We start from the raw sequence: 25238 nt of genomic DNA, 5'->3' as shown, positions 1-25238 counted from the left end.
CGATCGAGCAGGCCGACGGCCTCTCGATCAAACGTCGCCCTCAGCCCTGCGCGCCTGCTTTTTCAAGAGGTGAAGCTATGCCCCTCTCAACGCTCGGCGATACCCAGGACTTCCACGCCTTCATCGATACCTATCGCCGGCAGTATCCGGACGATGTACTCACCGTTCAGTCCCCCCTTTCCGCCGACCAGGAGGTCACCGCCCTGGTCGATGCCCTGGCCGCGCAAGGCCGCGACCCGCTGTTGATCTGCGAAAACGTCGGCACGCTCGGCGTGCCGGTGGCCACCAACCTGTTCGCGTCCAGGACCCGCATCGCACGAATCTTCGGCGTTAGCCCGGCGCAGCTGCACGAAACCTTTCAGAACCGCGCCAACCATCCGATCCCGCCGCGCTACGTCGAAACCGGTCCGGTACTCGACGAGATCTTCGAGGGCGAAGCGTTGGACCTGGCGCTGCTGCCGATGCTCAAGCATTTCGACAGTGACAGGGGGCCGTACATCACCAACGCGATCATCATCGCCGAAGACCCGGTCACCGGCATCGCCAACATGAGCTACCACCGCTCGATGCGCCACGCCCGGCAGACCCTCGCCACCAGCCTGCATTCCCGTGGCCACCTGTGGCGCATGCTGCAAAGCGCCCGTGAGCGCGGCGAAGAACTGCACGTGGCCATGGTGGTCGGCGCTCACCCGCTGTTCATGCTGGCCGCCGCCGCGCGGCTGCCGTTTGGCAGCGACGAACGCGCAGTGGCAGGCGGACTGTTCGGTGCGCCGCTGGAACTGGTCAAGACCCCGCGCTATGGCATCGGCGTGCCGGCCTACGCCGAGTTCGTGCTGGAAGGCGCGATAGACCCGGCCGGGTATGCCGAAGAAGGTCCATTCGGCGAGTTCAGCGGCTACTCCTCGGACCGCTCGACCAACAACGTCCTGCGGGTCGACACCCTGATGCGCCGCAAGGACGCCTGGCTGGTGGACGTGGTCGGAGGGCGCTATGCCGAGCACCTGACCCTGGCGAGGCTGCCGCGGGAAGCGGAGATGAGCGAGAAACTCAAGGCGCGCTTCCCCGCCGTCACTGCGGTGCACTACCCCAACTCCGGTACTCACTTTCATTGCTACGTGGCACTGGATCAAAGCCGCGATGGCGAAGCGCGGCAGATCATGCTCGCACTGCTGGGTTGGGACCCGTACCTGAAAACCGTGATCGCGGTAGACGGTGACATCGACATCACCGATGACAGCCAGGTGCTGTGGGCGCTGGCCACGCACTTCCAGCCCCACCAGGACATCTTCGTTGTCGACGGTTTGCCCGGCAGCCCGCTGGATCCCTCATCCTCCGTCAACGGCACCACGTCGCGGATGGGCCTGGATGCCACCCGTGGTTCGGGATTCGACGGAATCAAGGCGCAACTGGACCAGAAGGTGGTCGAGCGCGCGCATGATCTGCTCAGGAGCATCCAGTCATGAACCGCCAGCGGATGGTGGTCGGCATCAGCGGTGCGTCGGGCTTCATCTACGGCGTGCGGCTGCTGGAGTTGCTGGCCGAGCTGGACATCGAAAGCCACTTGATCATCAGCCGTGCCGCGCTGCTGACCATGGCCCATGAAACCGACTACAAACTGGCGGACGTCACGGCACTGGCCAGCCATTACCACCGCGCCGACGACGTGGCCGCCGGCATCGCCAGCGGCTCGTTCCGCTGCCTGGGCATGGTGGTCGCGCCCTGCTCCATGCGTACCCTCGCGGAAATCGCCACCGGTACCTCCACGGGCCTGATCGGTCGCGCCGCCGACGTCACCCTCAAGGAACGCCGGACTCTCGTGCTGATGGCCCGAGAGACGCCGTTGACCCTGGCGCACCTGCGCAACATGACCGCCGTCACCGAGATGGGCGGAATCATCGCCCCGCCGGTTCCCGCCTTCTATGCCCGTCCGCAGACCCTTTCGCAAATGGTCGATCACAGCCTTGGCCGTGTCCTCGACCTGTTCGGCCTAGACGCCGGTACCACGCTGCGCTGGGGTGAACCCGGCCCAGCGCCCACTGGCCATTTCTCCCCATCGAAGGAGCTCGCATGAACAGTCCACTCCAGCAACCGACCCCGAACCGCAAGATTCCGGTGACCATCCTCACCGGCTTCCTCGGCGCCGGCAAAACCACGCTGCTCAACTACATCCTCAAGGAAAACCACGGTCGCAAGATTGCCGTAATCGAAAACGAGTTCGGCGAAGTCGGCATCGACGGCGACCTGGTGCTCAGCTCCGAAACCGAAGAAATCTACGAGATGGTCAACGGCTGCGTGTGCTGCACCGCTGAGGTCCGCGAGGACCTGGTGCGCATCGTCCGCGAACTGGTGGCACGCCCGGTGCGGCTCGATCACATCCTGATCGAAACCAGCGGCCTGGCCGATCCGTACCCGGTAGCGCAGAGCTTCTTCATCAACGACCCGATTTCCGAAGAAGTGGAGCTGGACGCCATCGTCGCCATGGTCGACGCCAAGCACATCACCCAGCACCTGGAAGATCTGCAACTCGACGGCGCCGACAACCAGGCCGTGGACCAGATCGTCTGTGCCGATCGGATCGTCATCAACAAGATCGATCTGGTCAGCGATGCCGAAGTGGCGAGTCTGAGCGAAAAGATTCGCGGCTTGAATGCCACCGCGGATCTGGTGACCTCCAGCTACGCCGAAATCGACCTGTCGAAGATCTTCGGCGTCGGAGCGTTCGAAGCCACCCAGAAGCTGATGGAAATCGGCTCCAACCACGATCACCACGCCGATGAGCATCATCACGATCACGACCACGATCACGATCACGATCACGATCACGACGATCTGGCGCATGAGCATGATCCCAGCGTTTCCTCCGTCGGCATCGCCGTGGATGGCGCGGTGAACCTGGGCGCCTTCCACCGCTGGATCAGCGAACTGCGCGTCCAGCAGGCCGACAACCTCTACCGCATGAAAGGCGTACTGGCGGTCGAGGATCAGGACCAGCGCTACGTGCTGCAAGGCGTGCACAGCCTCATCGAGTTCCGCGCCTCCACCTCATGGGGCGCGGAACCGCGCTCCAGCAAGATCGTGTTCATCGGCCGCGACCTGGATCGTGCGGCGCTGAACCAAGGATTCGCGGCCTGTCTGGCCGGCTGAGAAAAAAGCATCGGCGCCGGTGGATGGCGGCTCCGGGCACGCAGAACGAATACCCCTCTCTACCCAATAAAAACAGCAAGAGGTGATTCCCCATGTCGTCAGCCAGTACCGTCTCCACCGTCCACCCGGTCGACCAGATACTGCCGGTCCGCCAAATGCTCACCCTCGGCCTGCAACACATGGCCGTCTCGTACATCGGCGCCATCGCCGTGCCGTTGATTGTCGCCAGCGCCTTGAAAATGTCCGAAGCCGATACCGTGGTACTGATCAGCACCACACTCTTCTGCTCCGGGATCGCCACCCTGCTGCAGTGTGTCGGCTTCTGGAAATTCGGCGTGCGCCTGCCGATCCTCCAGGGCGTGGCGTTCAGCAGCGTCGGCCCGGTCATCGCCATCGGTAGCGACCCGCAGGTAGGTTTCGCCGGGGTTTGCGGAGCGGTGATCGGCGCGGGGATCTTCACCCTGCTCGCCGCGCCGCTCGTGGGTCGATTGCGGCGGTACTTCCCGCCGGTGGTCACCGGCTGCATCGTCACGGTGATCGGCCTGCAACTCTTCCCGATTGCCTATGAATGGATCGGCGGCGGCCGCCACGCCAGCGATTTCGGCGCGCCGACCTACCTGGTCGTCTCCGTGGTGGTGCTGGCGACCATCCTGCTGGTGAACCGCTACGGCGGCCCGCTGATGCGCAACATGGCGGTGCTGATGGGCATGTTGGTGGGCGCGGGGCTCGCCTACGGACTGGGCATGGGCAGTTTCCATAGCGTTCAGGAAGCGCCCTGGCTGACCGTGCCCTACCCGTTCCACTTCGGCCTGCCGACCTTCAGCCTGATTCCCATCGCGACCATGGTGGTGGTGATGATCGTGCAGATGGTCGAGTCCATGGGGCTGTTCGTCGCCATCGGCGACATCGTCGACAAGCCAGTGAGCGAGAAACAGGTGATCGGCGGCCTGCGGGCCAACGGACTGGCGAGCACCATCGCCGGCATGTTCGCAGCGTTTCCCTTCATTGCCTTCATGGAGAACGTCGGGCTGGTGATCCTCACCGGGGTGCGCAGCCGCTGGGTGGTGGCGATCAGCGGGCTGCTGATGTGCTCGGTGGCGCTGGTGCCCAAGGCCGGGGCGATCATCGCCTCGATGCCCACCGCAGCCCTCGGTGGCGCCGGGGTCGCCATGTTCGGTGTGGTCGCGGCAGCCGGGATCCAGACGCTGGCCAAGGTCGATTACGAACGCAACCGCTACAACGTCCTGATCGTCGGTTTCACCATCGTGGCCGCCCTGGTGCCGGTGATGGCGCCGACCCTGTTCAAGCAACTGCCCGAGTGGTCTCAGCCGTTCCTGCACAGCAGCGTGGTGATCGCCTGCCTGGTGTCGGTGCTGCTCAACGCGGCGCTCAACGGCGTCAGCGCCCCCGACAGTACAGCCAGCAAGTCCGCCTCCCACACCCTCTGACTGGAGAAGCCCATGACTCAACTTCAGAACACCCTGATCAAGAACCCGCAGGCGGTGATGACCGGCTTGCGCGGCCCGCTCGCCCGGGCAGGCAACGTCGACATCCGCATCATCGACGGGCGCATCGCCGAAATGGCGGAAGGCCTGACGGCGCAACCCGGCGAGCGGGTGATCGACGCCCGTGGATCGGTGGTGTATCCGGGCTGGATCAACACCCACCATCATCTGTTCCAGAACCTGCTCAAGGCGGTGCCGGAGGGTTTGAACCAGGACCTGCAAGGCTGGCTGGCCAGCGTGCCCTATCCACGCCTCAACCGCTTTACCCCGCAACTGGCGCGAATCGCCGCGCGCCTGGGCATGACCGAGTTGCTGCTCTCCGGGGTGACGACCTGCGCCGATCACCATTACCTCTACCACGCCAACGGCACCACCGAGTCCGGCGACCTGCTGTTCGACATGGCCACCGAGTTCGGCATGCGCTTCGTCCTGTGCCGGGGGGGCGCGCTGGAGTCGGCAAGCGCCCATCCGGGGTTCTCGAAAACAGCGCTGCAACCGGAGACACTGGACCAGATGGTCGGCGACATCGAGCGCCTCAAATCGCGGTATCACCAGGACACCTCGGATGCGATGCGCCGGGTGGTGGTGGCGCCGACCACGCCGACCTTCTCGCTACCGCCGACACTGCTGCGCGAACTGGCCCACTCGGCACGCGGCCTCGGTCTGCGGCTGCACACGCACCTTTCGGAGACGCAGAACTACGTCAACTTCTGCCGCGAGAAGTACAACTGCCTGCCGGTCGAATTCGTCGCCGAACACGAATGGCTTGGCCCTGACGTCTGGTTCGCCCATGCGGTGCATATGCAGCCGGCGGAGATCCGCATGCTCGCGCAGACCGGCACCGGCATTTCCCACTGCCCGGTCAGCAACGCGCGGTTGGGCAGCGGCGTCGCCCCGGTGCCACAGATGTACGAGGCCGGCGTACCGATTTCCCTGGGGGTGGACGGGGTGGCCTCGAACGAGTCCGGGAGCATGGTCGGCGAAGCGCATACCGCATGGCTGATCCATCGCGCCGAGCAAGGGGCATCGGCCACCACGGCCGAGGATGTCATCCATTGGGGGACGGCCGGGGGGGCGAAGGTGCTGGGACTGGGCTCGGTTGGCACACTGGAAGTCGGGCAGGCGGCCGATCTGGTGATCTACAGCCTCGATCACCCGCGCTTCTTCGGTTTCCACGATACCGCGCTGGCACCTGTGGCCGCGGGCGAGCCGATTACCGTGCGCTACAGCATGGTCGGGGGGCGGCTGGTGGTCGACGACGGCGTTATTCCTGGCCTGGACCTGGAGCGCATGCGCGCCGAGGCCTGGGAAGGGGTGCAGCAGTTGATGCAGATCGACGACTGATCCACTCCCTCGTAGGAGCCGGCTTGCCAGCGCTGGCTGGCCTTCAGGCCGGACTCCTACGGCGCTCCCCCTCGGGACAACTCGATATGTCCGGCTCCCTGCGCCGTGCCAGTAGACGCACGTCCTGCGCAAAGCCTCACCGAGAAGAACAAGAAATTCCCCGAGTCGAACGGGGTGATGACTCAAGGAAAACAGAAGATGCAGAAATGCACGTTACCTGCCTGGCAGGCCATTGCCGTCGGTGTTCTGTCGTTGGCTGCGGCCAGTTCAGCGCAGGCGTCCGAGTGGAGCGACAGCTCTATCAGCTACTTGTACGGCACTCGCTTTGCCGAGCCGGGCATCGATGATTCGATCGCCAAGAACATCGTCGAATTCACCTATGTTGATGGGTACCAGTACGGCGGCAACTTTCTCGACATACAGGCGCTGTTTTCTGACAGCAACGATCCCGCCGAAGATAGCGACGACGGCGCCACGGAAGTGTATGTGGTCTATCGCCACCAACTGTCGCTCAATAAAATTTCCGGCCGGGACTTCAAGTGGGGACCTGTTCGGGACTGGTCGCTATCGGCCGGCCTCGACTGGAACACCAAGAACACCGCTTTCGCGCCAGAGAAACGCATGTTCGTCGTCGGCCCGACCATCAATTTCGACGTACCGGGTTTCTGGGACCTGAGCCTGATGTACCGCACCGAGAAGAACCACAATGGTTTGCCCTTCGCCCGCGAGCACGATATCCGCTTCGACGATACCTACTACGTGGAAACCGCTTGGGACACTCCCTTCCAGCTCGGCTCGGTATCCCTCAAATTCAAGGGTTTTGCCAACTTCGTCCCGCCCAAGGGCAAGGACGGCTTCGGTCACGACACCGTGAGCGAGACACTGGTACACGCTGCCGTGCTCGTAGACGTGGGCGAGCTGACGTTCGGCAAGAAAAACACCCTCTTCGCCGGGGTGGGTTACGAATACTGGAAAAACAAGTTCGGCAACAACTCCGCCAATACGCCCGGCACCGAGGCCAATACACCGTTCCTGAACCTGGAATGGCATCTGTAAGACCTCATCACCCCAAAATGGGGCATCGAGGAGGCCTTGCTGTATAGCCTCCATCAGCCCGCGTGCGCTTGAAACCGACAGGGAACGCCTATCAAGGTGACAGGAATTTGCGAATCGCCTGGATCGTCTGAGTAGGCGCCTCCTCCATCAGCCAGTGCCCGGCGCCGGGCACCACCACTTCGGTGACGTTATCGGCAGCATTGCGCATGACGATGGCTTCGTTGGCGCCGAAGGACTTCTCACCGCCGACCGCAAGCACCGGCATTGTCAGGCGCTTCTTGTTCGACGCTTCGTTGTCCACGGCATCCTGGCGGATGCTGCGGAACTGGGAGAAGGCGGCGTGCATCGCACCAGGGCGGGCGTAAAGTTTCGCGTAATGCTCGCGAGTGGCCTCATCCACCTTATGCGGATCGCCGGCGAAATCATTCCAGAAGCGATCCAGATAGATCCGCTCGCGCCCGGCCACCAGTCGCTCCATATCGGCCCCACCGAAGTCGAAGTGCCAGAGCAGCGGGGAACGGACGATGTCATTCCACGGCGGGATTCCGGGGACCGGAGCGTCCATGACCACCAGCCGCTCGGTCCGCTGCGGATAACGCGCCGCATAGGCGTAGGCCACCATGGTGCCGATGTCATGGCCGATGACCACCGAATGTTCGATACCCAGCGACGCCAGCACGGCGCGGACATCGCCTGCCTGGGTCTTCTTGTCGTAGCCGCCGGACGGGATCGATGACAAGCCCATGCCGCGCAGGTCCGGGACCACGACGGTGTGATCCTTGGCCAGATCCGTGGCCAGCGGAGCCCACATGTCGCCGGTATCGCCAAACCCATGAAGGAGCACCACGGCCGGCCCGGCTCCACCAACGCGCACGTGAAGGGTTGCGCCCTCTACCGCAACGTCCTGGGTACGAAAGGAGGCCGGGAACGCAACTACCCCGGCCTGGGCCGGAATGCTCAGGGTCACCAGCAGCGAAGCGCTCAGCAGGGTGCGAATCATCGTGGCATCTCCGGGGTGTCGACTGATGGAGCGTAGTTCGCTTTGCGACTCCTACACAGGATTGCTCTGACGTCCTGAGCCGCTACGGGAGCTGATGTGCCAGTGAGCGAGCTGTCCGGGCGCTCAGACACTCAATGCAGCCACTCATGCACCAGAAAGCAGCGCAATGCCTCTTTCAGGAGCGCAGATCACAGGAAAAAGCTCTTCGCAATCCACCTGGGCGCATTGCAGCTGCGCTGCAATGGCGGTTTTCCGGAGTTGGCACGGCATTCGCTTTTACCGATGCGTGCAGGAGTCATCCGGACCACCGGAAAGCGGCACCACAATCTGACAATGGATGACTAGGGTTCCGGCTCGCGCAGCGAGCGGCTGGTCCGAGAGTCATCGACCTCCAACGAGGTTACACGGCGGGACAAAAGCCCGGGAGACGAGAGCGACACGTGCCGCCCGACTCCTGCCCGCCCGACAACCGACCTGGAGATTGTCCATGCGCAAGCCCCTTCTGACCGCTCTGCTCGCCGCCGGTCTCGCCGCTTTCAGTCTCGGCGCCAGCGCCGCCGCGAAGAACAGCTTCAACCTCTGCTGGACCATCTACGCCGGCTGGATGCCATGGGAATACGCGGCCAGCCACGGCATCGTCGACAAGTGGGCGAAGAAGTACGGCATCGAGATCAAGGTCACCCAGCTCAACGACTACATCGAGTCGATCAACCAGTACACCGCTGGCCAGTTCGATGGCTGCACCATGACCAACATGGACGCCCTGACCATTCCCGCGGCCGGCGGCGTCGATTCCACCGCGCTGATCGTCAGCGACTTCTCCAACGGCAACGACGGCATCGTCCTCAAGGGCGAAGGCAAATCCCTGGCCGACCTCAAGGGCATGAACGTCAATCTGGTGGAACTCTCGGTCTCCCACTACCTGCTCGCCCGCGCGCTGGAAAACGCCCGCCTGACCGAGAAGGACGTGAAGACGGTGAATACCTCCGACGCCGACATCGCCGCTGCCTTCAACACCGAGGACGTGCAGGCGGTGACCACCTGGAACCCGATGCTCGCCGAAGCCCGCGCCAAGCCGGGCACCACCGAGGTGTTCAACTCCAGCCAGATCCCCGGCGAGATCATGGACATGATGGTGGTCAACAGCGCCGTGCTGAAGGACAACCCGGCGCTGGGCAAAGCCCTGACTGGAGCCTGGTTCGAAACCGTGGCGCTGATGCAGGGCGACAGCGCCCAGACCCGCGCCGCACTGGAGCATATGGCCAAGGCCTCGGGCACGGACCTCGCCGGCTATCAGAGCCAGCTCGCCACCACCAGGCTGTTTGCCACGCCGCAGGAGGCGCTGGCCTTCGCCACCAGTCCGAAGCTGCCGGCGACCATGGACAAGGTCGCGGCCTTCTCCTTCGCCCACGGCCTGCTCGGCGAAGGCGCCAAGAGCGCCGAAGCGGTGGGCATGAGCTTCGCCGGTGGGCTGTCCACCGGGGATGCGAAGAACCTCAAGCTGCGCTTCGACCCGACGTACGTGCAGATGGCGGCGGACGGCAAGCTCTGAGGCGCCTTCGGACAAGACCTTGCTCGTAGTCGAAGCGCCCTCTCCCTAACCCTCTCCCTGAAGGGAGAGGGGACTCGTTCGGTGCAGGTTGAAATCTTGGCGTCAGCCGGCACGGACAGCTCCCTCTCCCTTCAGGGAGAGGGCGGGGGAGAGGGAACGCTTCCCACGGAAATCCACAGGTACTAACCATGCGCCTGATCAACCGAACTCCCGACCGCAGCGGCCGCCTGTTCCTGGTGCTGCTGCCCTTCGCCCTGCTGCTGTTCGCCTACTTCACCGGGTCGGCGTCACGGCTGGCGGAGAACCCCAACGACAAGCTGCTGCCCAGCGCCGCGCAGATGGCCGACGCGGTCAATCGCCTGGCCTTCAGCGAAGACAAGCGCACCGGCGACGTACTGTTTTGGAAGGACACCGGCGCCAGCCTGCAACGCCTGGGCGTGGGTCTTGGCATTGCCGCGCTGCTCGGCCTGGTGCTGGGCATCGCTGCCGGCAGCGTTCCGCTGTTCGGCGCGCCGCTTTCGCCGCTGCTCACTGTGCTGTCGATGATCCCGCCACTGGCAATCCTGCCGGTGTTGTTCATCGTCTTCGGCCTCGGCGAGTTGTCCAAGGTGGTGCTGATCGTTATCGGCGTTGCCCCCTGCATCGCCCGCGACATCGAACAGCGCGCCCGGGAAATCCCCCGCGAGCTGCTGATCAAGGCGCAGACCCTGGGCGCCAGCACCTGGACGCTGATCCTGCGCGTGGTGCTGCCGCAGTTGATGCCGCGCCTGCTCATCTCCCTGCGCCTGATGCTCGGCTCGGCCTGGCTGTTCCTCATCGCCGCCGAAGCCATCGCCTCCACCGACGGCCTGGGCTACCGCATCTTTCTCGTACGCCGCTACCTGGCCATGGACGTGATCCTGCCCTACGTGGTGTGGATCACCGCGTTGGCCTGGCTGATGGACTGGGGTCTGCGCGCCCTCACCCGCCGCGCCTTCCCCTGGTACGAAGGAGGCAAGGCATGAGCTTCATTCAGGTCCGCAACGTCTGGCAGGAGTACGACGGCAACGTGGTGCTCGAACGCCTCAATCTCGAGGTGAACGAAGGCGAGTTCTGCACCCTGGTCGGCGCCTCCGGCTGCGGCAAGTCCACCTTCCTGCGCCTGCTGCTCGGCCAGGAGCGCCCCAGCCGTGGCGAACTGCTGCTCGAAGGCCAGCCGCTGCCGGGCGAACCCGATCCGAGCCGGGGTGTGGTGTTCCAGCGCTACTCGGTATTCCCGCACCTATCCGTGCTGGACAACGTCACCCTCGGCCTGGAACTGCCGCGCTCGCCGCTGCTCGGCCGGCTGCTGGGCAGCGCCAAGCGCGAGGCCCGCGAACAGGCCGCCACGCTGCTCGAACGCGTCGGCCTCGGCCATGCGCTCAAGCAATACCCGAGCGCCCTCTCCGGCGGCATGCAGCAACGCCTGGCGATTGCCCAGGCGCTGGTGATGAAGCCCCGCGTGCTGCTGCTCGACGAGCCGTTCGGTGCGCTCGATCCGGGCATCCGCAAGGACATGCACGCTCTGCTGCTGGAGCTCTGGCAGGAAACCCGGCTCACCGTGTTCATGGTCACCCATGACCTGGCCGAGGGCTTCAGTCTGGGCACCCGCCTGCTGGTCTTCGACAAGGTCCGCCACGACCCGCAGGCGCCCACCGCCTATGGCGCCCGCATCACCTACGACATCCCGCTCAACGCCGACCGCAAGGCCGCCCGCGCCGCCCTGCCCGAACCGCTCGCCGCGCGCCTGGAAACAGCCGCGCCGCTGCTCACGCCGGCCTACTGAGGAACCGACATGAACGACCTGCGCACCACTCTCTATGAAGAAACCGTCCCCGGCGGCGGCCACACCTCCTTCGTCCTCAAGCGCGGCCAGGTTCTACGCCTGACCGACCTGGAAGGCGGCGGCAACGTCAGCCTCCTGCTGTTCAACGCCGCCGAGAAAAGCGAGCGGCTGAACCTGCCCGACAGCCTCAAGTGCCAGCACACCGCCAGGCTGACCGCTGGCCATTGCCTGTACTCGGACATGGGCCGCGTGCTGGCCGCCATCACCGCCGACAGTTGCGGCTGGCACGACAGCTTCGGCGGCGTGCTCAACGCCGCCGAGGTGCAGGAAAAATACGGCGCGGGCCGCTACCAGGAACTGCGCAACGGCTTCTACCGCAACGGCGCGGACAACCTGCTGGTGGAAATGGGCAAGTGGGACATGCGCCTGCAGGACCTGCTGATGTGCCTGAACCTGTTCAGCCGCGTGGCCGTCGATGCCGACGGCTGCTTCCGCTTCAGCCCCGATAACTCCAGGGCAGGCGACTACGTGGAGCTTTACGCGCCAATGGACACCCTCGTCGTCCTCACCGCCCTGCAACATCCGCTGGACCCGAACCCGCAGTACGCCCCCAAGCCCATCGGCCTGACCTGGCAGCAGGTCGCGTCCGACGGCATCAGCGTGCTCTGCCGTACGTCCCGCGCAGAGAACAGCCGCGGCTTCCACAACACCGAACGCCAGTACCTGTAAGGAGCGCGAGCATGCCCATCGTCCCCAGCGACAAACATCCCGAAGCCTGCGTTTCGCGCACCCTGATTCCCGCCGGCGAACCCAGCCTCACCGAACTGAAAGCCGGGCAGACCCTGCGCATCCTCGACCTGGAAGGCAACCAGGCGGTGGACACGCTGTTCTTCAGTGCCGCCAACCCGCGCGAGCGCTACGACGTGCAGCGCACCCTGCGCAAGCAGGGGCAGGTCTACCTCAGCGCCGGCAGCGTGCTCTGGTCCAATCTCGGCAACCCGATGCTGACCATCACCGCCGACACCTGCGGCCGCCACGACACCCTCGGCGGCGCCTGCGCCCAGGAAAGCAACACCGTGCGCTACGCCCTGGACAAGCGCTACATGCACAGCTGCCGCGACAACTTCCTGCGCGCCAGCCTGCACGACGGTCGCCTGACCAAGGCCGACATCAGCCACAACATCAACTTCTTCATGAACGTGCCGGTCACCGCCGAGGGTGGCCTGACCTTCGAGGACGGCATTTCCGGCGCCGGCAAGTACGTCGAGCTGCTCGCGCACATGGACGTCATCGTCCTGATCTCCAACTGCCCGCAGCTCAACAACCCCTGCAACGGCTGGAACCCGACGCCGGCGGAGCTGCTGGTATGGGACTGAATCGGCGGCAGGCGGCAGGCGTTGGGCTGCAGGCGCTGCGGCGCTGGCTGTTCGCCCTCAGCCAGAGCCGCAGCGCCCAATGCAGCCCGACGCTGCGTGTGACCGGAACCTGTAGGAGCGAGGGGGACGCCATCGTTATTGCTCGCGAACAAGATCCCCTGGCACGCCGGCGCTAAGCGGGTTCGCGAGCAAGCTCGCTCCTACGAAAAGCGCTTCAGCGCCATGGACGACCGTGGTGCACACCGAATCATGGCGGGACGGCCCGCCACCCCATGGGGACGCCCTCATGTTCGACACGCTCCTGATCGCCAACCGCGGCGCCATCGCCTGCCGCATCCTGCGTACTCTTCGTGAGTTGCGCATAGGCGGCGTGGCCGTCTACTCCGAAGCCGACGCCGCCAGCCTGCACATCCAGCAGGCAGACCAGGCCATCAGCCTCGGCGATGGCCCGGCCTCCAGCACCTACCTGATGGTCGAGAAGATACTTGCCGCCGCCCGCTACAGCGGCGCCCAGGCCATCCACCCCGGCTACGGTTTCCTCTCCGAGAACGCCGCCTTCGCCGAAGCCTGCGAAGCCGCCGGCATCGCCTTCGTCGGCCCGACGCCGGAGCAACTGCGGGTATTCGGCCTCAAGCACACCGCCCGCGCCCTGGCCCGCGAACAGGGTGTGCCGATGCTCGAAGGCACCGACCTGCTGCCCGACCTCGAAGCCGCCCTCCGCGCCGGTGAACAGGTCGGCTACCCGGTGATGCTCAAGAGCACCGCGGGCGGCGGCGGCATCGGTATGCGCGTGTGCCGCTCGGCAGACGAACTGCGCGACGCCTTCGACGCGGTGAAGCGCCTGGGGCAGAACAACTTCAGCGATTCGGGCGTGTTCATCGAGAAGTACATCGAGCGCGCCCGCCACCTGGAAGTGCAGGTGTTCGGCGACGGCCAGGGCGATGTGATCGCCCTTGGCGTGCGCGACTGCTCGGTACAACGACGCAACCAGAAGGTGCTGGAAGAAACCCCGGCGCCCAACCTGCCCGCCGGCATGGCCGAGGCCCTGTGCGCGGCGGCGATCCAGCTGGCGAAAGCCGTCCGCTACCGCAGCGCCGGCACCGTGGAATTCGTCTACGACAGCCAGGCGCAGCGCTTCTACTTCCTCGAAGTGAACACCCGCCTGCAAGTGGAGCACGGCGTCACCGAACAGGTCTGGGGCGTCGACCTGGTGCGCTGGATGATCGAGCTGGCCGCCGGTGACCTGCCGCCCCTGGCCGAATTGGCCGCCGCGCTGAAGCCCAGCGGCCACGCCATCCAGGCACGCCTTTACGCGGAAGACCCCGGCCGCGACTTCCAGCCCTGCCCCGGCCTGCTCACCGCCGTGCAGTTCCCGGCGGCCGACGGCAAGACCCTGCGCATCGACACCTGGGTCGAGGCCGGCTGCGAGATTCCGCCCTACTTCGACCCGATGATCGCCAAGCTCATCGCCTGGGCGCCGACCCGCGAGCAGGCCAGCGCCGGACTCGACCGCGCCCTCGAAGGCAGCCAGCTCTATGGCGTGGAATGCAACCGCGACTACCTGCGGCAGATCCTCGCAGACGCGCCCTTCGCCAACGGCTCGCCCTGGACGCGCTGCCTGGAAGGCCTGCGCTACCGCGCGCAGACTTTCGAAGTACTCAGCGCCGGCACCCAGACCAGCGTGCAGGACTACCCTGGCCGCCTCGGCTACTGGGCCGTGGGCGTGCCGCCGTCCGGGCCGATGGACGACCGCGCGCTGCGCCTGGGCAACGTCCTTCTTGGCAATACCGAAGGCGCTGCCGCGCTGGAAATCACCATGAGCGGCCCGACCCTGCGCTTCAACACTGACGCGGTCGTGGCCGTCACCGGCGCAGCGCTGCCGGTCAGTCTGGACGGCGTCGAACAGCCGATGGATACCGCACTGTTCATCGCCGCCGGCTCTACGCTCAGCCTAGGCACCGTCGGCGGCGCCGGCGCCCGCAGCTACCTGTGCCTGCGCGGCGGCCTGCAAGTGCCGGACTATCTGGGCAGCAAGAGCACCTTCACCCTCGGCCAGTTCGGCGGCCACGGCGGCCGCGCCCTGCGCGCCGGCGACGTACTGCATCTCGCGGAGCTGGCCGACGACAGCCACGGCGCGAGCCTGCCGTCGCACCTGCGCACCGAACTGCCGCTAGTGCGCGAGATCCGCGTGATCTACGGCCCCCACGGTGCGCCGGAATACTTCACCCCGGCCTACATCGACACCTTTTTCGCCACCGACTGGGAAGTGCACTTCAACTCCAGCCGCACCGGCGTGCGCCTGATCGGCCCGAAACCGGAATGGGTCCGCGAGAGCGGCGGCGAGGCCGGCCTGCACCCCTCGAACATCCACGACAATCCGTACGCCATCGGCGCGGTGGACTTCACCGGCGACATGCCGGTGATCCTCGGCCCGGACGGCCCGAGCCTGGGCGGCTTCGTCTGCCCGGTGACGGTGATCGAGGCCGACCTCTGGCAACTTGGCCAGTTCAAGGCGGGGGACAAGGTGCGGTTCGTGCCCGCTTCCATCTTCGAAGCCCGTGAACTAGCGGCTCTTCGTAGGACCGAGGGGGGCGCCTCAGCCCTTGCTCGCGAACGCTTTCTGCCGGCGGTCCAGGAGCTGGGCGGGTTCGCGAGCAAGCTCGCTCCTACAGGAGAGACCAGCTCCGGCGCCGCCGGTTTCCCCTCACCCCAACCCTCTCCCTCAGGGAGAGGGAGCAGTTCGGCGTTGTCGGCGAGCACGGTGTTTTCCGGCAGCACGGACAGCCCCCTCTCCCGCTTGCGGGAGAGGGCGGGGGGTGAGGGTAGCCCGAGCACCTGGCTCACCTCCCCCATCGTCCTCGACCTCGGCCAGGACGACACCCGCCTGGTCGCCCGCCTCTCCGGCGACACCCACCTGCTGCTGGAAATCGGCCAGCCCGAGCTGGACCTGGTCCTGCGCTTCCGCGCCCACGCCCTGATGCAGGCGCTGGAAGCGAAGGCCCTGGCCGGCGTGATCGACCTCACCCCCGGCATCCGCTCACTGCAGGTGCACTACCAGCCGGAAACCCTGCCACTGGAAGTGCTGCTGGAAACCGTCGCCGGCCTGTGGGATGCCGTGTGCGCCGCCCAGGACCTCAAGGTGCCGTCACGGATCGTCCACCTGCCGCTGTCCTGGGACGACCCGGCCTGCCAGCTGGCCATCGAGAAATACATGACTACCGTGCGCAAGGACGCGCCCTGGTGCCCGAGCAACCTGGAGTTCATCCGCCGCATCAACGAGCTGCCGGACCTGGAAGCCGTATACCGCACCGTGTTCGAGGCCAGCTACCTGGTGATGGGCCTGGGCGACGTCTACCTCGGCGCGCCGGTGGCCACGCCGCTGGACCCGCGCCACCGCCTGGTGACCACCAAGTACAACCCGGCGCGCACCTGGACGGCGGAGAACTCCGTGGGCATCGGCGGTGCCTACATGTGCGTCTACGGCATGGAAGGCCCCGGCGGCTACCAGTTCGTCGGCCGCACCCTGCAGATGTGGAACCGCTACCGCGAAGTCGCTGCGTTCAACGGCAAGCCCTGGCTGCTGCGCTTCTTCGACCAGATCCGCTTCTACCCGGTGTCGGCGGACGAACTGCTGCGCATCCGCCGCGACTTCCCGCTGGGGCGCTACCCTCTGCGCATCGAAGAAAGCGAACTGCGCCTGGCCGACTACCAGCAATTCCTCGCCGAGGAAGCCGAGAGCATCGCCGCCTTCCGCAGCCACCAGCGCGCCGCCTTCGACGCCGAGCGCGAACGATGGATTGCCTCCGGCCAGGCGCACTTCGAGAGCGAGGAAGCCGCCATCGACAGCGGCGAGGACGCCCCGCTCGGCGCCGGCCAGCACGCCGTCGAAAGCCACATCGCCGGCAACCTCTGGCAGGTGCAGGTGGAAGCCGGCGCCAGCGTGAAGGCCGGCGACATCCTGGTGATCCTCGAATCCATGAAGATGGAAATCCCCCTCACCGCCCCGCGCGACGGCGTGGTGCGCGAGGTCCGCGTGCAGCCCGGGTCGCCGGTGCGTGCCGGGCAGCGGGTGGTGGTGATGGAGGAGGCGTGATCAAAAACTGAAGAGCGCCCTCTCCCCAGCCCTGGCTACGCGCCCCGCTCCGAAGGGAGAGGGAGCAGTCCGGAGCAAGCGGCACCTTTCGAAGCAACCGGAAACTACAGCTGCGCCAAGAGACAAGCTGTGGATCGACCCCGACACCGCGCCGGAGCGCTCTTCCCCCTCTCCCTTCAGGGAGAGGGCCGGGGAGAGGGTATCCGCCCAGCACAGGAATCCCGACCATGTCCACCACCTTCGACCTCCGCCTCGCCACCCTGCGCACCGCCTACCGCGAAGGCCGCACCACGCCGCGCCAGTTGATCGCTGAGTTGCGCAACAAGGCCGCCGCGCTGAACCCGGACTATCACCTGTTCATCCAGCTGCTGACCCTGGACGAACTGGAACCCTACCTCGCCGCGCTGGACAACCAATCCCCAGACAGCCTGCCGCTCTACGGCATCCCCTTCGCCATCAAGGACAACATCGATCTTGCCGGCATCCCCACCACCGCCGCCTGCCCCGCCTTCGCCTATACGCCGGCAACCTCCGCGACGCTGCTGCAACAGCTGATCGACCTGGGCGCCATCCCGCTGGGCAAGACCAACCTCGACCAGTTCGCCACCGGCCTCAACGGCACCCGCTCGCCCTACGGCGAATGCCGCAACAGCGTGCTGCCGGAGTACCCGTCCGGCGGTTCCAGCGCCGGCTCCTCGCTGGCCGTGGCGCTGGGCGTGGCGAGCTTCGCCCTGGGCACCGACACCGCCGGCTCCGGCCGCGTGCCGGCAGCCCTCAATGGCTTGCTGGGGCTCAAGCCGAGCAAGGGCCTGCTGTCCACCCACGGCCTGGTGCCGGCCTGCCGTACGCTGGACTGCATCACCTACTTCACCGCCAGCGCCGCCGAGGCCAGCGAACTGCTGGCCCTCACCGCCCGGCCCGACCCGCTGGACGGGTACAGCCGCGCCAATCCCGCCTGGAATGACGCCAGCGCCTTCGGTGCGCCCAGGCCCTTCCGCTTCGGCGTCCCCCGCGCCGACCAGCTGGAGTTCTTCGGCTGCCATGAAGGCCCGGTGTTGTTCACCGACGCCCTCGATCAGCTCAAGGCCCTCGGCGGCGAGGCGCGAGAAATCGACTTCGCGCCCTTCCTCGAAGCTGCGCGCCTGCTCTATGAAGGCCCCTGGGTGGCCGAGCGCTACAGCGTGGCCGGAGAGCTGATCGAACGGGACCCGCAGGCGGTGCTGCCGGTGATCCGCGACGTACTGGCGAAAGCCCCCGGCGCCACCGCCGTGCAGGCCTTCCGCGCGCAGTACCGGCTGCAGGAGCTCAAGGCGCAGTGCGACGCGATCCTCGCCGACCTCGACTGCGTGCTGACGCCCACCATCGGCCGCCCGGTGACGCTGGACGAGTTGCACGCCGAACCGGTGAAGCGCAATTCCGAGCTGGGCTACTACACCAACTTCATGAACCTGCTGGACTACGCCGCCGTCGCCGTGCCCAGCGCGATCATGGACAACGGCCTGCCCTGGGGCGTGACGCTGTTCGGCCGCGCCTTCACCGACCAGTACCTGCTCGGCGTGGCCGACGCACTGCAGCGCCAGCACAACCTGCCGCTCACCGGCGGTAACCCGGTCTGCCCCGCCTCTTCCGCCAACCCTGCGCGCAATGACCGCGCGCGACTGGTGGTATGCGGCGCGCACCTCGATGGCCTGGCGCTGAACGGGCAACTGCGCCAGCGCGGCGCTCGCCTGCTGCGCGCCACTCACAGCGCGCCGGCCTACAAGCTCTACGCCCTCGCCGGCGGCCCGCCGCTACGCCCCGGCATGCTGCGCGTGGCCGAAGGTGGCGTGGCCATCGAAGTGGAAGTCTGGGAACTGCCCAGCGCCGAGCTGGGTTCCTTCCTTACCGGCATCCCGGCGCCGCTGGGGCTGGGCAAGGTGCAGCTGGAGGATGGCAGCTGGGAGACCGGATTCATCTGCGACGCCTGGGGACTGGATGGCGCCGAGGACATCAGCCGCTTCGGTGGCTGGCGGGCGTGGTTAACACGTCGCGGATAACGCCACGCCCCTTCTCGACCTGTCGAGGTCGCCGCCCACGGGTGTGCTGCCACGATCAGCGGATCGATCTATTGTTGCGCCGGCTCCCGCCAGGCCGGCGCAACAGCGAATCAATGGCTGCCCCATCCAGACGTCTGGAGCCCCATGGACGATCCACGGCCTGCCATGGTCCGAACGAACCTGGCAGAAACAGACCATGGGCAAGCTGCCATCGACTTCATCATCTCCGTATCACCCACGCCACTTTGGAATCAGTCCGGAACAGGAGATTGGAATTGATGCGGCTTGATCGAAGGCTGGCTGTTCACCATGCAGTAGAGCGCCCCTGCGAGTACCAGGCCCACCGCCCAACTGATGTCCGCCCCCAGCCAGTCCGCTACGAAGCCGGTGAAGAACGAAAGCTTCATGAATGGGACCGTGCCGATGATCGAGACGGCATACACCATTAGCGTTCGCCGATTGAAGCGCCCATACCGACCTTTGGGATGGTACAGCTCGCCCACCTCATACTGACCGCGACACACCCAGTAGTAGTCAGCCAGGTTGATCGCACTCCAGGGGATCAGCAGATAGAGCTGTCCAATCAGAATGTCCGCAAAGAAGGTGTCAAAGCGATACTGGGTGGCGATGGCGATCAGGGTTGCGGCTATGGTCAGCACGGCCATCACCAGCGCCTTTGCAGAAGCGGTGACGTATCGCAGCCCGCCAAAGGCTCCGAAGATCGTCACCGAAGACATGTAGGCGCTGTACAGGCAGAGCACGTTGTACTGGATCACCCCGAGGGCAATCACGCCCAACGCCAATGGCGCCCAGGGGCCGAACAGCGTGGCAATTGCGGTTGCAGGGTCATGCCCAAGCGCCGCCGGGATCGCAACGGCCACTAGAGCGCCGAGGGCCATCATGGCGAAAGAGCCCAGCGCGCAGCCGCAGTAGGTTGTCCAGAATGTGGCGCGAGTGCTGACATTGGCCGGAAGGTAACGCGAGTAATCCGCGACGTAGGGGCCGTAACCCAGCGTCCAGGATGCCGCCTGGGCGACAACCAGGTTGAAGGCCGTCAGCGAAAATCCCGCGCCCGTTGCCGTTGTCGATATCGCATCGCTGGGGTGCAACAGGATCAATGCCAGCGCGCTGGCGAATACCAGAGTCGACATCAGGCTCATCCACGCCCCTAGGCGGTGGATCAGCTCATAGCCTACGAAACCGATGATGAAGGTCAGGATGCCCACCACCACGATGGCCTGGTCATCGCTGATGGGGACCAGTGCCTTCAAGGCATCGCGCATCAGGACGCCACTGGCGGCCAGGAACAGCACCGCCGCCGTGACCATCACCAGCAAGGGAATCGCAGCGCCGTAGACACCGAATTGCGCGCGGCTCTGAATCATCTGCGGGACGCCCAAATGTGGGCCCTGGGCGGAGTGTGCGGCCATGAAGATGGTGCCGACGAGATTGCCGATCAGCAGGCCGAGCAATGTCCAGGCGAAGCTCAACCCTGAAGCGATACCCAGGGTGCCGACGACCAGAGCAGTCACTTGGAAATTCGAGCTGAACCAGATAGTGAACAACCGCCTGGGCGTGCCATAGCGCTCAGAGTGAGGGACAAACTCAATACTTCGCTTTTCAAGCTTCACGACCGCCTCCTGATTTATCCCAACGATTATCAGGTGACGATCGAGAGCTCTTCGGCCCGACTACGAACACCTCGTAGCTACTAACGACCCATGCGAACAGCGGTTCGTCTTCCCTTGAATAGCCTCCACCAGCTTCGGGTCGGAGGCTGTCCCTGGCCAGAACCCGCTACTTCCCCCAAACGGTCGCTCATGCACAGCAGGTATCGGCCGATGGGGTCGGGTGAGCTCAGACTGGGAATCGGCCGGTGTTACGAAGGCGCTCGCCGCGCACCGGAACAAGGCAGCGCGGTTACGTTCCGCCCCAGGCCGCACCGACCCCGCATCACCGCCCTTCCCTGCCTATCTCATTCAAATCAATTACTTGAGTGTGTTTCTCGCACCTGGCACGGCTCGTGCTTTTTGAATCCATGGATAATTGGATCCAAAAATCCAAAGGAGCGATCCCATGCGCCTGGTACCCACGCCGCGCCAACCCATGAGTGCCGAAGACGAGGCCTACGATTACCTCCTCGAGGCCATCTGCACCGGCCGGTTCAAGACGGGCGACCGCCTCGTTGCCGAAGACATCGCCAACGACATCGGCATGAGCCGCATGCCGGTGCGAGGTGCCTTCAAGCGCCTGGATGCCGAGGGCCTGGTGACCCTGCGGCCCAACCGCGGCGCCATCGTCAGCGGCTTGAACATCGAGGAGATGCGCGAAGTCTTCGAGATGCGCAGCGCCCTGGAAGGCCTGGCTATCCGCATCGCCGCGCCGCAGTTGACCGACCGTGACCTCTCGCGCCTGGAGCGCATGCTCGACGAGATGGACGACTACCGCGACGACAGCGCCCAGTGGGTCAGCCGTCACCGCGCCTTCCACGAATACCTGTGCAGCCTCGCCGGACGCCCGCGGCTGATGCGCCAGATCACCGCGCTGTACTCGGTGATCGAACCGCACATGCGCCTGTGGCTGCAGCACGTCGACAAGCCCATGAGCGCCCGCGAGGAGCACGCCGTGATCCTCGAAGCCCTGCGCTCGGGCGATGCCCGCGAGGCCGAGCGGGTGATCCGCGATCACATCGAGGGAACCATTCCCTCCCTGGCGAAATTCCTGGAGGCGCGGACCTCCTGAGGCGCAAGCCTTCTGAAAACCGAGCAAGTCCTTCGAAGCAACGGGCGCCTAGACCCGTACTTCTGTGTCCCTGAACTGCCCCTGGCAACCCACCCCGGAGAGCAACATGTTCGAACGCAGGATCCCGCAGTGCCTTCTCGCCCTTTGCCTGGCCGCCCCACTGGCGCATGCCGATGTGAAGATTCCCGATCGCTTGCAGAACGTCGACAAGGTGACATTCTGCGGCGGCATGGACTCCCCGCCCATGGGCTTCTATGACGCCAACCAGAAGCTCACCGGCGTCACCATCGACCTGGGCGAGGCCATCGCCAAGCGACTGGGCGACAAGAAGATCGAATGGCGCATCACGCCCTTCTCCGGGCTGATCCCGGCGCTGCTGGCCAAGCAGTGCGACATGCTGGTGGACCAACTGTTCGACAAGCCCGAACGGCGCGAAGTGATCGACATGGTCAACTACATGTACTCCAGCCAGGCGGTGGTGGTCGCCAAGGGCAACCCCGAGGGCATTCGCAGCCTGGACGACCTCTCCGGCAAGAAAGTCGCGGTGCTCAACGGCTCCACCATCCGCACCCTGCTCGACGCCCACAACGAGAAACTGACCAAGGCCGGCAAGCCGCCGATGAAGGTGGTGGTCTACAACACCGACACCGACGCCTTCCAGTCCCTGCGCATCCGCCAGACCGACGCCTACGGCACCACCGTGGAAACCGCCGGCTACTACCAGAGCATGGCGCCGGACCTGTTCGAGATCGGCGTGCCGGCCTTCGCGCGCATCCTCACCGGGCTGGGCATCCGCAAGGAAGACAAACAGCTCAGCGAAGCCGTCACCCAGGTCATCAAGGACATGCAGGCCGACGGCAGCTACGCGGCGCTCCTGGCCAAGTGGCACATCGAAGGCGACAAACTGGACTGAGGTAACGAGACATGAACTTCAGTTGGGACGTGTTCTGGCAGTACCTGCTGCGGCCGAGCGACATCTACCTCTACGGCCTGTGGCTGACCTGCGTGATCGCCGTCAGCGCCATGCTCCTGGGCTGCGTGCTCGGGTTGCTGGCGGCGCTGATGCGGCTGTCCTCCAACCCGCTGCTGCAATACCCGGTGCGCTTCTACGTGTGGCTGATGCGCGGCACGCCGCTGCTGGTGCAGATCGTCTTCCTCTACACCGCGCTGGCCGCCGGCGGCATCTTCCGCTTCGAGGACCTGGACCTGGGGCTGTTCATCCTGCCGGGCAACATCCAGGCGGCGATCATCGCCCTGGGCCTCAACGAAGGCGCCTACATGGCCGAGATCATCCGCGCCGGCATCGGCGCAGTGGACAAGGGCCAGTACGAAGCCGGCAAGTCCCTCGGCATGACCTTCCCCAAGCTGATGCGGCGCATTGTGCTGCCCCAGGCCTTCCGGGTGATCGTTCCGCCGCTGGGCAACGAGTTCAACGTGATGCTGAAGAACACCACGCTGGTCAGCGTGATCGGCGTGCAGGAACTGCTGCTGAGCACCCAGATGGTCACCTCGGCGACCTTCCGCGTGTTCGAGCTGTACCTGGTCGTGGCCATCTACTTCCTCGCCCTGACCACGCTGTGGGGCTTCTTCCAGCGCTGGCTGGAAGCGCGCTTCGGCAAATCCGACGGCCAGGCCGCCGCACCGAACCGCATGTTCGGCCGCCAGGCGATGAAACTGCTGAGGGGGCGTTGAGATGATCCCGGACATGAAAGACGTGGTGATCCAGGCCCGCGACGTGCACAAGGCCTTCGGCGAGCTGGAAATCCTCAAGGGCGTCTCCCTGGAAGTGCGCCGTGGCGAAGTGGTGGTGCTGATCGGCGCCTCGGGCTCGGGCAAGACCACCTTCATCCGCTGCATGAACCACCTGGAAGACATCCAGGGCGGCAGCATCCGCGTCAACGGCGAGCTGATGGGCTACCGCGAGCGCCCGGACGGCAAGCTGGTGCGCGACTCGGAAAGCAACATCGCCCGCCGCCGCCGCGACATCGGCATGGTGTTCCAGCGCTTCAACCTGTTCCCGCACATGACCGTGCTGGAGAACATCATCGAAGCGCCGACCCAGGTGCTCGGCGTGTCCAAGAGCGAAGCGCTGGAGCAGGCGCGCCGGCTGCTCGCCCGCGTGCGCCTGTCGGACAAGGCCGAGCACTACCCCGGCCAGCTTTCCGGCGGCCAGCAGCAGCGCGTGGCCATCGCCCGCGCCCTGGCGATGAAGCCGCAGGCCATGCTCTTCGACGAACCCACCAGCGCCCTTGACCCGGAAACCGTGGGCGAAGTGCTGCAGGTGATGAAGGAGCTGGCCGACGAAGGCATGACCATGGTGGTGGTCACCCACGAGATGGGCTTCGCCCGCGAAGTGGCCGACCGCGTGGTGGTGCTGCATCAGGGCGAACTCATCGAGGAAGGCCCGCCCGCGCAGGTCTTCGGCAATCCGCACCACCCGCGTACGCGGGAATTCCTCAGCCGTGTTCTCTAACGAATGATGAAAGGAAAGCTCATGCGTAATGGAGTTCTGCTGTTCACCCTGCTCGCCTGCGCCACCGCCGCGCACGCCGACGACAAGCTGGTGCGTTTCTACAACTGGTCAGACTACATGGGCCCGGACACCCTGAAGAACTTCGAGAAGGACAGCGGCATCAAGGTCCAGTACGACGTCTTCGACACCAACGAGATGCTCGAGGCCAAACTGCTCTCCGGCCACTCGGGCTACGACCTGGTGGTGCCGTCCAGCCAGTTCCTCACCAAACAGATCAATGCTGGTGTCTATCAAAAACTCGACCGCGCCCAGCTGCCCAACTGGAAGCACCTCGACCCGCGCCTGATGAAGCGCCTGGAAGCCGCCGACCCGGGCAACCAGTACGCCGTGCCCTACATGTGGGGCACCGTGGGCATCGGCTACAACCTCGACAAGGTCAAGGCCGCCCTGGGCGACAGCGCCCCGCTGGATTCCTGGGACCTGATCTTCAAGCCGGAAAACCTCGCCAAGCTGCACGGCTGCGGCGTGGCCTTTCTCGACGCGCCGGTGAAGATCATTCCGCAGGCGATGCACTACCTGGGCCTGGACCCGAACAGCAGCAACCCCGAGGACTACACCAGGGCCTCGGCGCTGCTGCAGAAGCTGCGTCCGTCGATCACCTACTTCAACTCTTCGAAGTACACCACCGATCTGGCCAACGGCGACATCTGCGTGGCGGTCGGCTACTCGGGCGACGTGATGCAGGCGCAGACCCGCGCCCAGGAGGCTGGCAAGAAGATCGACGTGCGCTACGTGATCCCCAAGGAAGGCGCCAACCTGTGGTTCGACATGCTCGCCATCCCGCGTGACGCGAAGAACTCCAAAGGCGCGCACGAGCTGGTGAACTACCTGCTGCGCCCGGAAGTGATCGCCCCGGTGAGCGACTACGTCGGTTACGCCAACCCAAACCCGGACGCCACCCCGCTGCTCAACCCGAAGGTGCGCGACAACCCCGGCATCTATCCCAGCGACGCAGTGATCGAGAAGCTCTACGTCTCCGCCGACCTGCCGCCGAAAATCCAGCGCGTGATCACCCGCGAATGGACCCGAATCAAGACTGACCGCTGAACCAAA

General features: G+C 65.4%; 20 protein-coding genes and 1 riboswitch. Of the genes, 18 read left to right on the top strand and 2 right to left on the bottom strand.

Annotated elements, in window-relative coordinates; genetic code table 11:
* Positions 1 to 77: 77 nt before the first annotated feature.
* From SD196_RS12530 to SD196_RS12505, 6 genes are all read left to right on the top strand, one after another.
* Entirely contained in the window at positions 78 to 1463 is a 1386-nt protein-coding gene (locus tag SD196_RS12530) for a UbiD family decarboxylase (RefSeq protein WP_331314563.1), read from the top strand.
* Entirely contained in the window at positions 1460 to 2071 is a 612-nt protein-coding gene (locus SD196_RS12525) for a UbiX family flavin prenyltransferase (RefSeq protein WP_331314561.1), read from the top strand. Before SD196_RS12530 ends, SD196_RS12525 begins: the two co-directional genes overlap by 4 nt.
* Complete coding sequence (locus tag SD196_RS12520) at positions 2068 to 3144, top strand: CobW family GTP-binding protein (RefSeq protein WP_416311559.1); 1077 nt, start codon at positions 2068 to 2070, stop codon at positions 3142 to 3144. Before SD196_RS12525 ends, SD196_RS12520 begins: the two co-directional genes overlap by 4 nt.
* A 92-nt stretch (positions 3145 to 3236) precedes the next feature.
* Entirely contained in the window at positions 3237 to 4592 is a 1356-nt protein-coding gene (locus SD196_RS12515) for a nucleobase:cation symporter-2 family protein (protein WP_416311558.1), read from the top strand.
* Between the two features lie 12 nt (positions 4593 to 4604).
* The gene (locus SD196_RS12510; RefSeq protein WP_275607359.1) at positions 4605 to 5993 is read left to right on the top strand and encodes an amidohydrolase family protein; all 1389 of its coding nucleotides are present in this window, start codon (positions 4605 to 4607) and stop codon (positions 5991 to 5993) included.
* Between the two features lie 198 nt (positions 5994 to 6191).
* A complete protein-coding gene (locus SD196_RS12505; RefSeq protein ID WP_416311557.1) occupies positions 6192 to 7049 on the top strand; it encodes a hypothetical protein in 858 nt (285 codons plus the stop codon).
* A gap of 91 nt (positions 7050 to 7140) precedes the next feature.
* Here SD196_RS12505 and SD196_RS12500 read toward each other — a convergent pair whose 3' ends face one another.
* Positions 7141 to 8049: an alpha/beta hydrolase gene (locus SD196_RS12500; RefSeq protein ID WP_331314553.1), complete on the bottom strand. Its 909-nt coding sequence runs from the start codon at positions 8047 to 8049 to the stop codon at positions 7141 to 7143.
* 330 nt (positions 8050 to 8379) lie between these two features.
* Positions 8380 to 8478, top strand: a riboswitch (guanidine-I (ykkC/yxkD leader).
* 58 nt (positions 8479 to 8536) lie between these two features.
* Here SD196_RS12500 and SD196_RS12495 point away from each other — a divergent pair.
* The 7 genes from SD196_RS12495 (at position 8537) to atzF (ending at position 18910) form a co-directional block, all read left to right on the top strand.
* On the top strand, positions 8537 to 9601 hold the full coding sequence (locus SD196_RS12495) for a putative urea ABC transporter substrate-binding protein (RefSeq protein ID WP_370601460.1): 1065 nt from the start codon (positions 8537 to 8539) through the stop codon (positions 9599 to 9601).
* A gap of 188 nt (positions 9602 to 9789) precedes the next feature.
* Positions 9790 to 10605, top strand: coding sequence for an ABC transporter permease (locus tag SD196_RS12490; RefSeq protein ID WP_275607363.1), 816 nt, complete (start codon positions 9790 to 9792; stop codon positions 10603 to 10605).
* Positions 10602 to 11405 carry an ABC transporter ATP-binding protein gene (locus SD196_RS12485; protein ID WP_416311556.1) on the top strand — a complete coding sequence of 268 codons (804 nt, stop codon included), beginning with the start codon at positions 10602 to 10604 and terminating at the stop codon, positions 11403 to 11405. Before SD196_RS12490 ends, SD196_RS12485 begins: the two co-directional genes overlap by 4 nt.
* Before the next feature lie 9 nt (positions 11406 to 11414).
* Entirely contained in the window at positions 11415 to 12134 is a 720-nt protein-coding gene (locus tag SD196_RS12480; RefSeq protein WP_416311555.1) for an urea amidolyase associated protein UAAP1, read from the top strand.
* Between the two features lie 11 nt (positions 12135 to 12145).
* The gene (locus SD196_RS12475; RefSeq protein ID WP_416311554.1) at positions 12146 to 12781 is read left to right on the top strand and encodes an urea amidolyase associated protein UAAP2; all 636 of its coding nucleotides are present in this window, start codon (positions 12146 to 12148) and stop codon (positions 12779 to 12781) included.
* A gap of 286 nt (positions 12782 to 13067) precedes the next feature.
* Complete coding sequence (locus SD196_RS12470) at positions 13068 to 16874, top strand: 5-oxoprolinase/urea amidolyase family protein (protein WP_416311553.1); 3807 nt, start codon at positions 13068 to 13070, stop codon at positions 16872 to 16874.
* Positions 16875 to 17101: 227 nt separating this feature from the next.
* Positions 17102 to 18910: an allophanate hydrolase gene (gene atzF, locus SD196_RS12465; protein WP_416311552.1), complete on the top strand. Its 1809-nt coding sequence runs from the start codon at positions 17102 to 17104 to the stop codon at positions 18908 to 18910.
* Positions 18911 to 19161: 251 nt separating this feature from the next.
* On the opposite strand, the gene SD196_RS12460 is transcribed toward atzF, so the two are convergent.
* Complete coding sequence (locus SD196_RS12460) at positions 19162 to 20541, bottom strand: purine-cytosine permease family protein (protein WP_416311551.1); 1380 nt, start codon at positions 20539 to 20541, stop codon at positions 19162 to 19164.
* A 445-nt stretch (positions 20542 to 20986) separates the two neighbouring features.
* On the opposite strand from SD196_RS12460, the gene SD196_RS12455 reads away from it, so the two are divergent.
* The 5 genes from SD196_RS12455 to SD196_RS12435 all read left to right on the top strand — a co-directional run bounded on the left by SD196_RS12455 (position 20987) and on the right by SD196_RS12435 (position 25232).
* The gene (locus SD196_RS12455; protein ID WP_331314534.1) at positions 20987 to 21652 is read left to right on the top strand and encodes a GntR family transcriptional regulator; all 666 of its coding nucleotides are present in this window, start codon (positions 20987 to 20989) and stop codon (positions 21650 to 21652) included.
* Between the two features lie 106 nt (positions 21653 to 21758).
* Positions 21759 to 22565: an ABC transporter substrate-binding protein gene (locus SD196_RS12450; RefSeq protein WP_331314532.1), complete on the top strand. Its 807-nt coding sequence runs from the start codon at positions 21759 to 21761 to the stop codon at positions 22563 to 22565.
* 11 nt (positions 22566 to 22576) lie between these two features.
* Entirely contained in the window at positions 22577 to 23344 is a 768-nt protein-coding gene (locus SD196_RS12445; protein WP_275607372.1) for an amino acid ABC transporter permease, read from the top strand.
* Position 23345: 1 nt separating this feature from the next.
* Positions 23346 to 24125: an amino acid ABC transporter ATP-binding protein gene (locus SD196_RS12440; protein WP_370601450.1), complete on the top strand. Its 780-nt coding sequence runs from the start codon at positions 23346 to 23348 to the stop codon at positions 24123 to 24125.
* Between the two features lie 21 nt (positions 24126 to 24146).
* On the top strand, positions 24147 to 25232 hold the full coding sequence (locus SD196_RS12435; RefSeq protein ID WP_416311550.1) for a polyamine ABC transporter substrate-binding protein: 1086 nt from the start codon (positions 24147 to 24149) through the stop codon (positions 25230 to 25232).
* Positions 25233 to 25238: the final 6 nt, after the last annotated feature.

This window comes from Pseudomonas macauensis (assembly GCF_047902425.1).
Classification (GTDB): Bacteria; Pseudomonadota; Gammaproteobacteria; order Pseudomonadales; family Pseudomonadaceae; genus Pseudomonas.
Note: the sequence above shows the minus strand (reverse complement) of the source record. Positions and strands in the feature narration are given on the sequence as shown.

Bases quoted from the DNA above. Each gene is read 5' to 3' on its own strand.
- SD196_RS12450 (WP_331314532.1), top strand. From the start codon at position 21,759: ATGTTCGAACGCAGGATCCCGCAGTGCCTTCTCGCCCTTTGCCTGGCC.
- SD196_RS12515 (WP_416311558.1), top strand. From the start codon at position 3,237: ATGTCGTCAGCCAGTACCGTCTCCACCGTCCACCCGGTCGACCAGATA.
- SD196_RS12440 (WP_370601450.1), top strand. From the start codon at position 23,346: ATGATCCCGGACATGAAAGACGTGGTGATCCAGGCCCGCGACGTGCAC.
- SD196_RS12455 (WP_331314534.1), top strand. From the start codon at position 20,987: ATGCGCCTGGTACCCACGCCGCGCCAACCCATGAGTGCCGAAGACGAG.
- SD196_RS12445 (WP_275607372.1), top strand. From the start codon at position 22,577: ATGAACTTCAGTTGGGACGTGTTCTGGCAGTACCTGCTGCGGCCGAGC.
- SD196_RS12435 (WP_416311550.1), top strand. From the start codon at position 24,147: ATGCGTAATGGAGTTCTGCTGTTCACCCTGCTCGCCTGCGCCACCGCC.
- SD196_RS12495 (WP_370601460.1), top strand. From the start codon at position 8,537: ATGCGCAAGCCCCTTCTGACCGCTCTGCTCGCCGCCGGTCTCGCCGCT.
- atzF (WP_416311552.1), top strand. From the start codon at position 17,102: ATGTCCACCACCTTCGACCTCCGCCTCGCCACCCTGCGCACCGCCTAC.
- SD196_RS12475 (WP_416311554.1), top strand. From the start codon at position 12,146: ATGCCCATCGTCCCCAGCGACAAACATCCCGAAGCCTGCGTTTCGCGC.
- SD196_RS12500 (WP_331314553.1), bottom strand. From the start codon at position 8,049: ATGATTCGCACCCTGCTGAGCGCTTCGCTGCTGGTGACCCTGAGCATT.
- SD196_RS12485 (WP_416311556.1), top strand. From the start codon at position 10,602: ATGAGCTTCATTCAGGTCCGCAACGTCTGGCAGGAGTACGACGGCAAC.
- SD196_RS12490 (WP_275607363.1), top strand. From the start codon at position 9,790: ATGCGCCTGATCAACCGAACTCCCGACCGCAGCGGCCGCCTGTTCCTG.
- SD196_RS12520 (WP_416311559.1), top strand. From the start codon at position 2,068: ATGAACAGTCCACTCCAGCAACCGACCCCGAACCGCAAGATTCCGGTG.
- SD196_RS12505 (WP_416311557.1), top strand. From the start codon at position 6,192: ATGCAGAAATGCACGTTACCTGCCTGGCAGGCCATTGCCGTCGGTGTT.
- SD196_RS12470 (WP_416311553.1), top strand. From the start codon at position 13,068: ATGTTCGACACGCTCCTGATCGCCAACCGCGGCGCCATCGCCTGCCGC.
- SD196_RS12480 (WP_416311555.1), top strand. From the start codon at position 11,415: ATGAACGACCTGCGCACCACTCTCTATGAAGAAACCGTCCCCGGCGGC.
- SD196_RS12525 (WP_331314561.1), top strand. From the start codon at position 1,460: ATGAACCGCCAGCGGATGGTGGTCGGCATCAGCGGTGCGTCGGGCTTC.
- SD196_RS12510 (WP_275607359.1), top strand. From the start codon at position 4,605: ATGACTCAACTTCAGAACACCCTGATCAAGAACCCGCAGGCGGTGATG.
- SD196_RS12530 (WP_331314563.1), top strand. From the start codon at position 78: ATGCCCCTCTCAACGCTCGGCGATACCCAGGACTTCCACGCCTTCATC.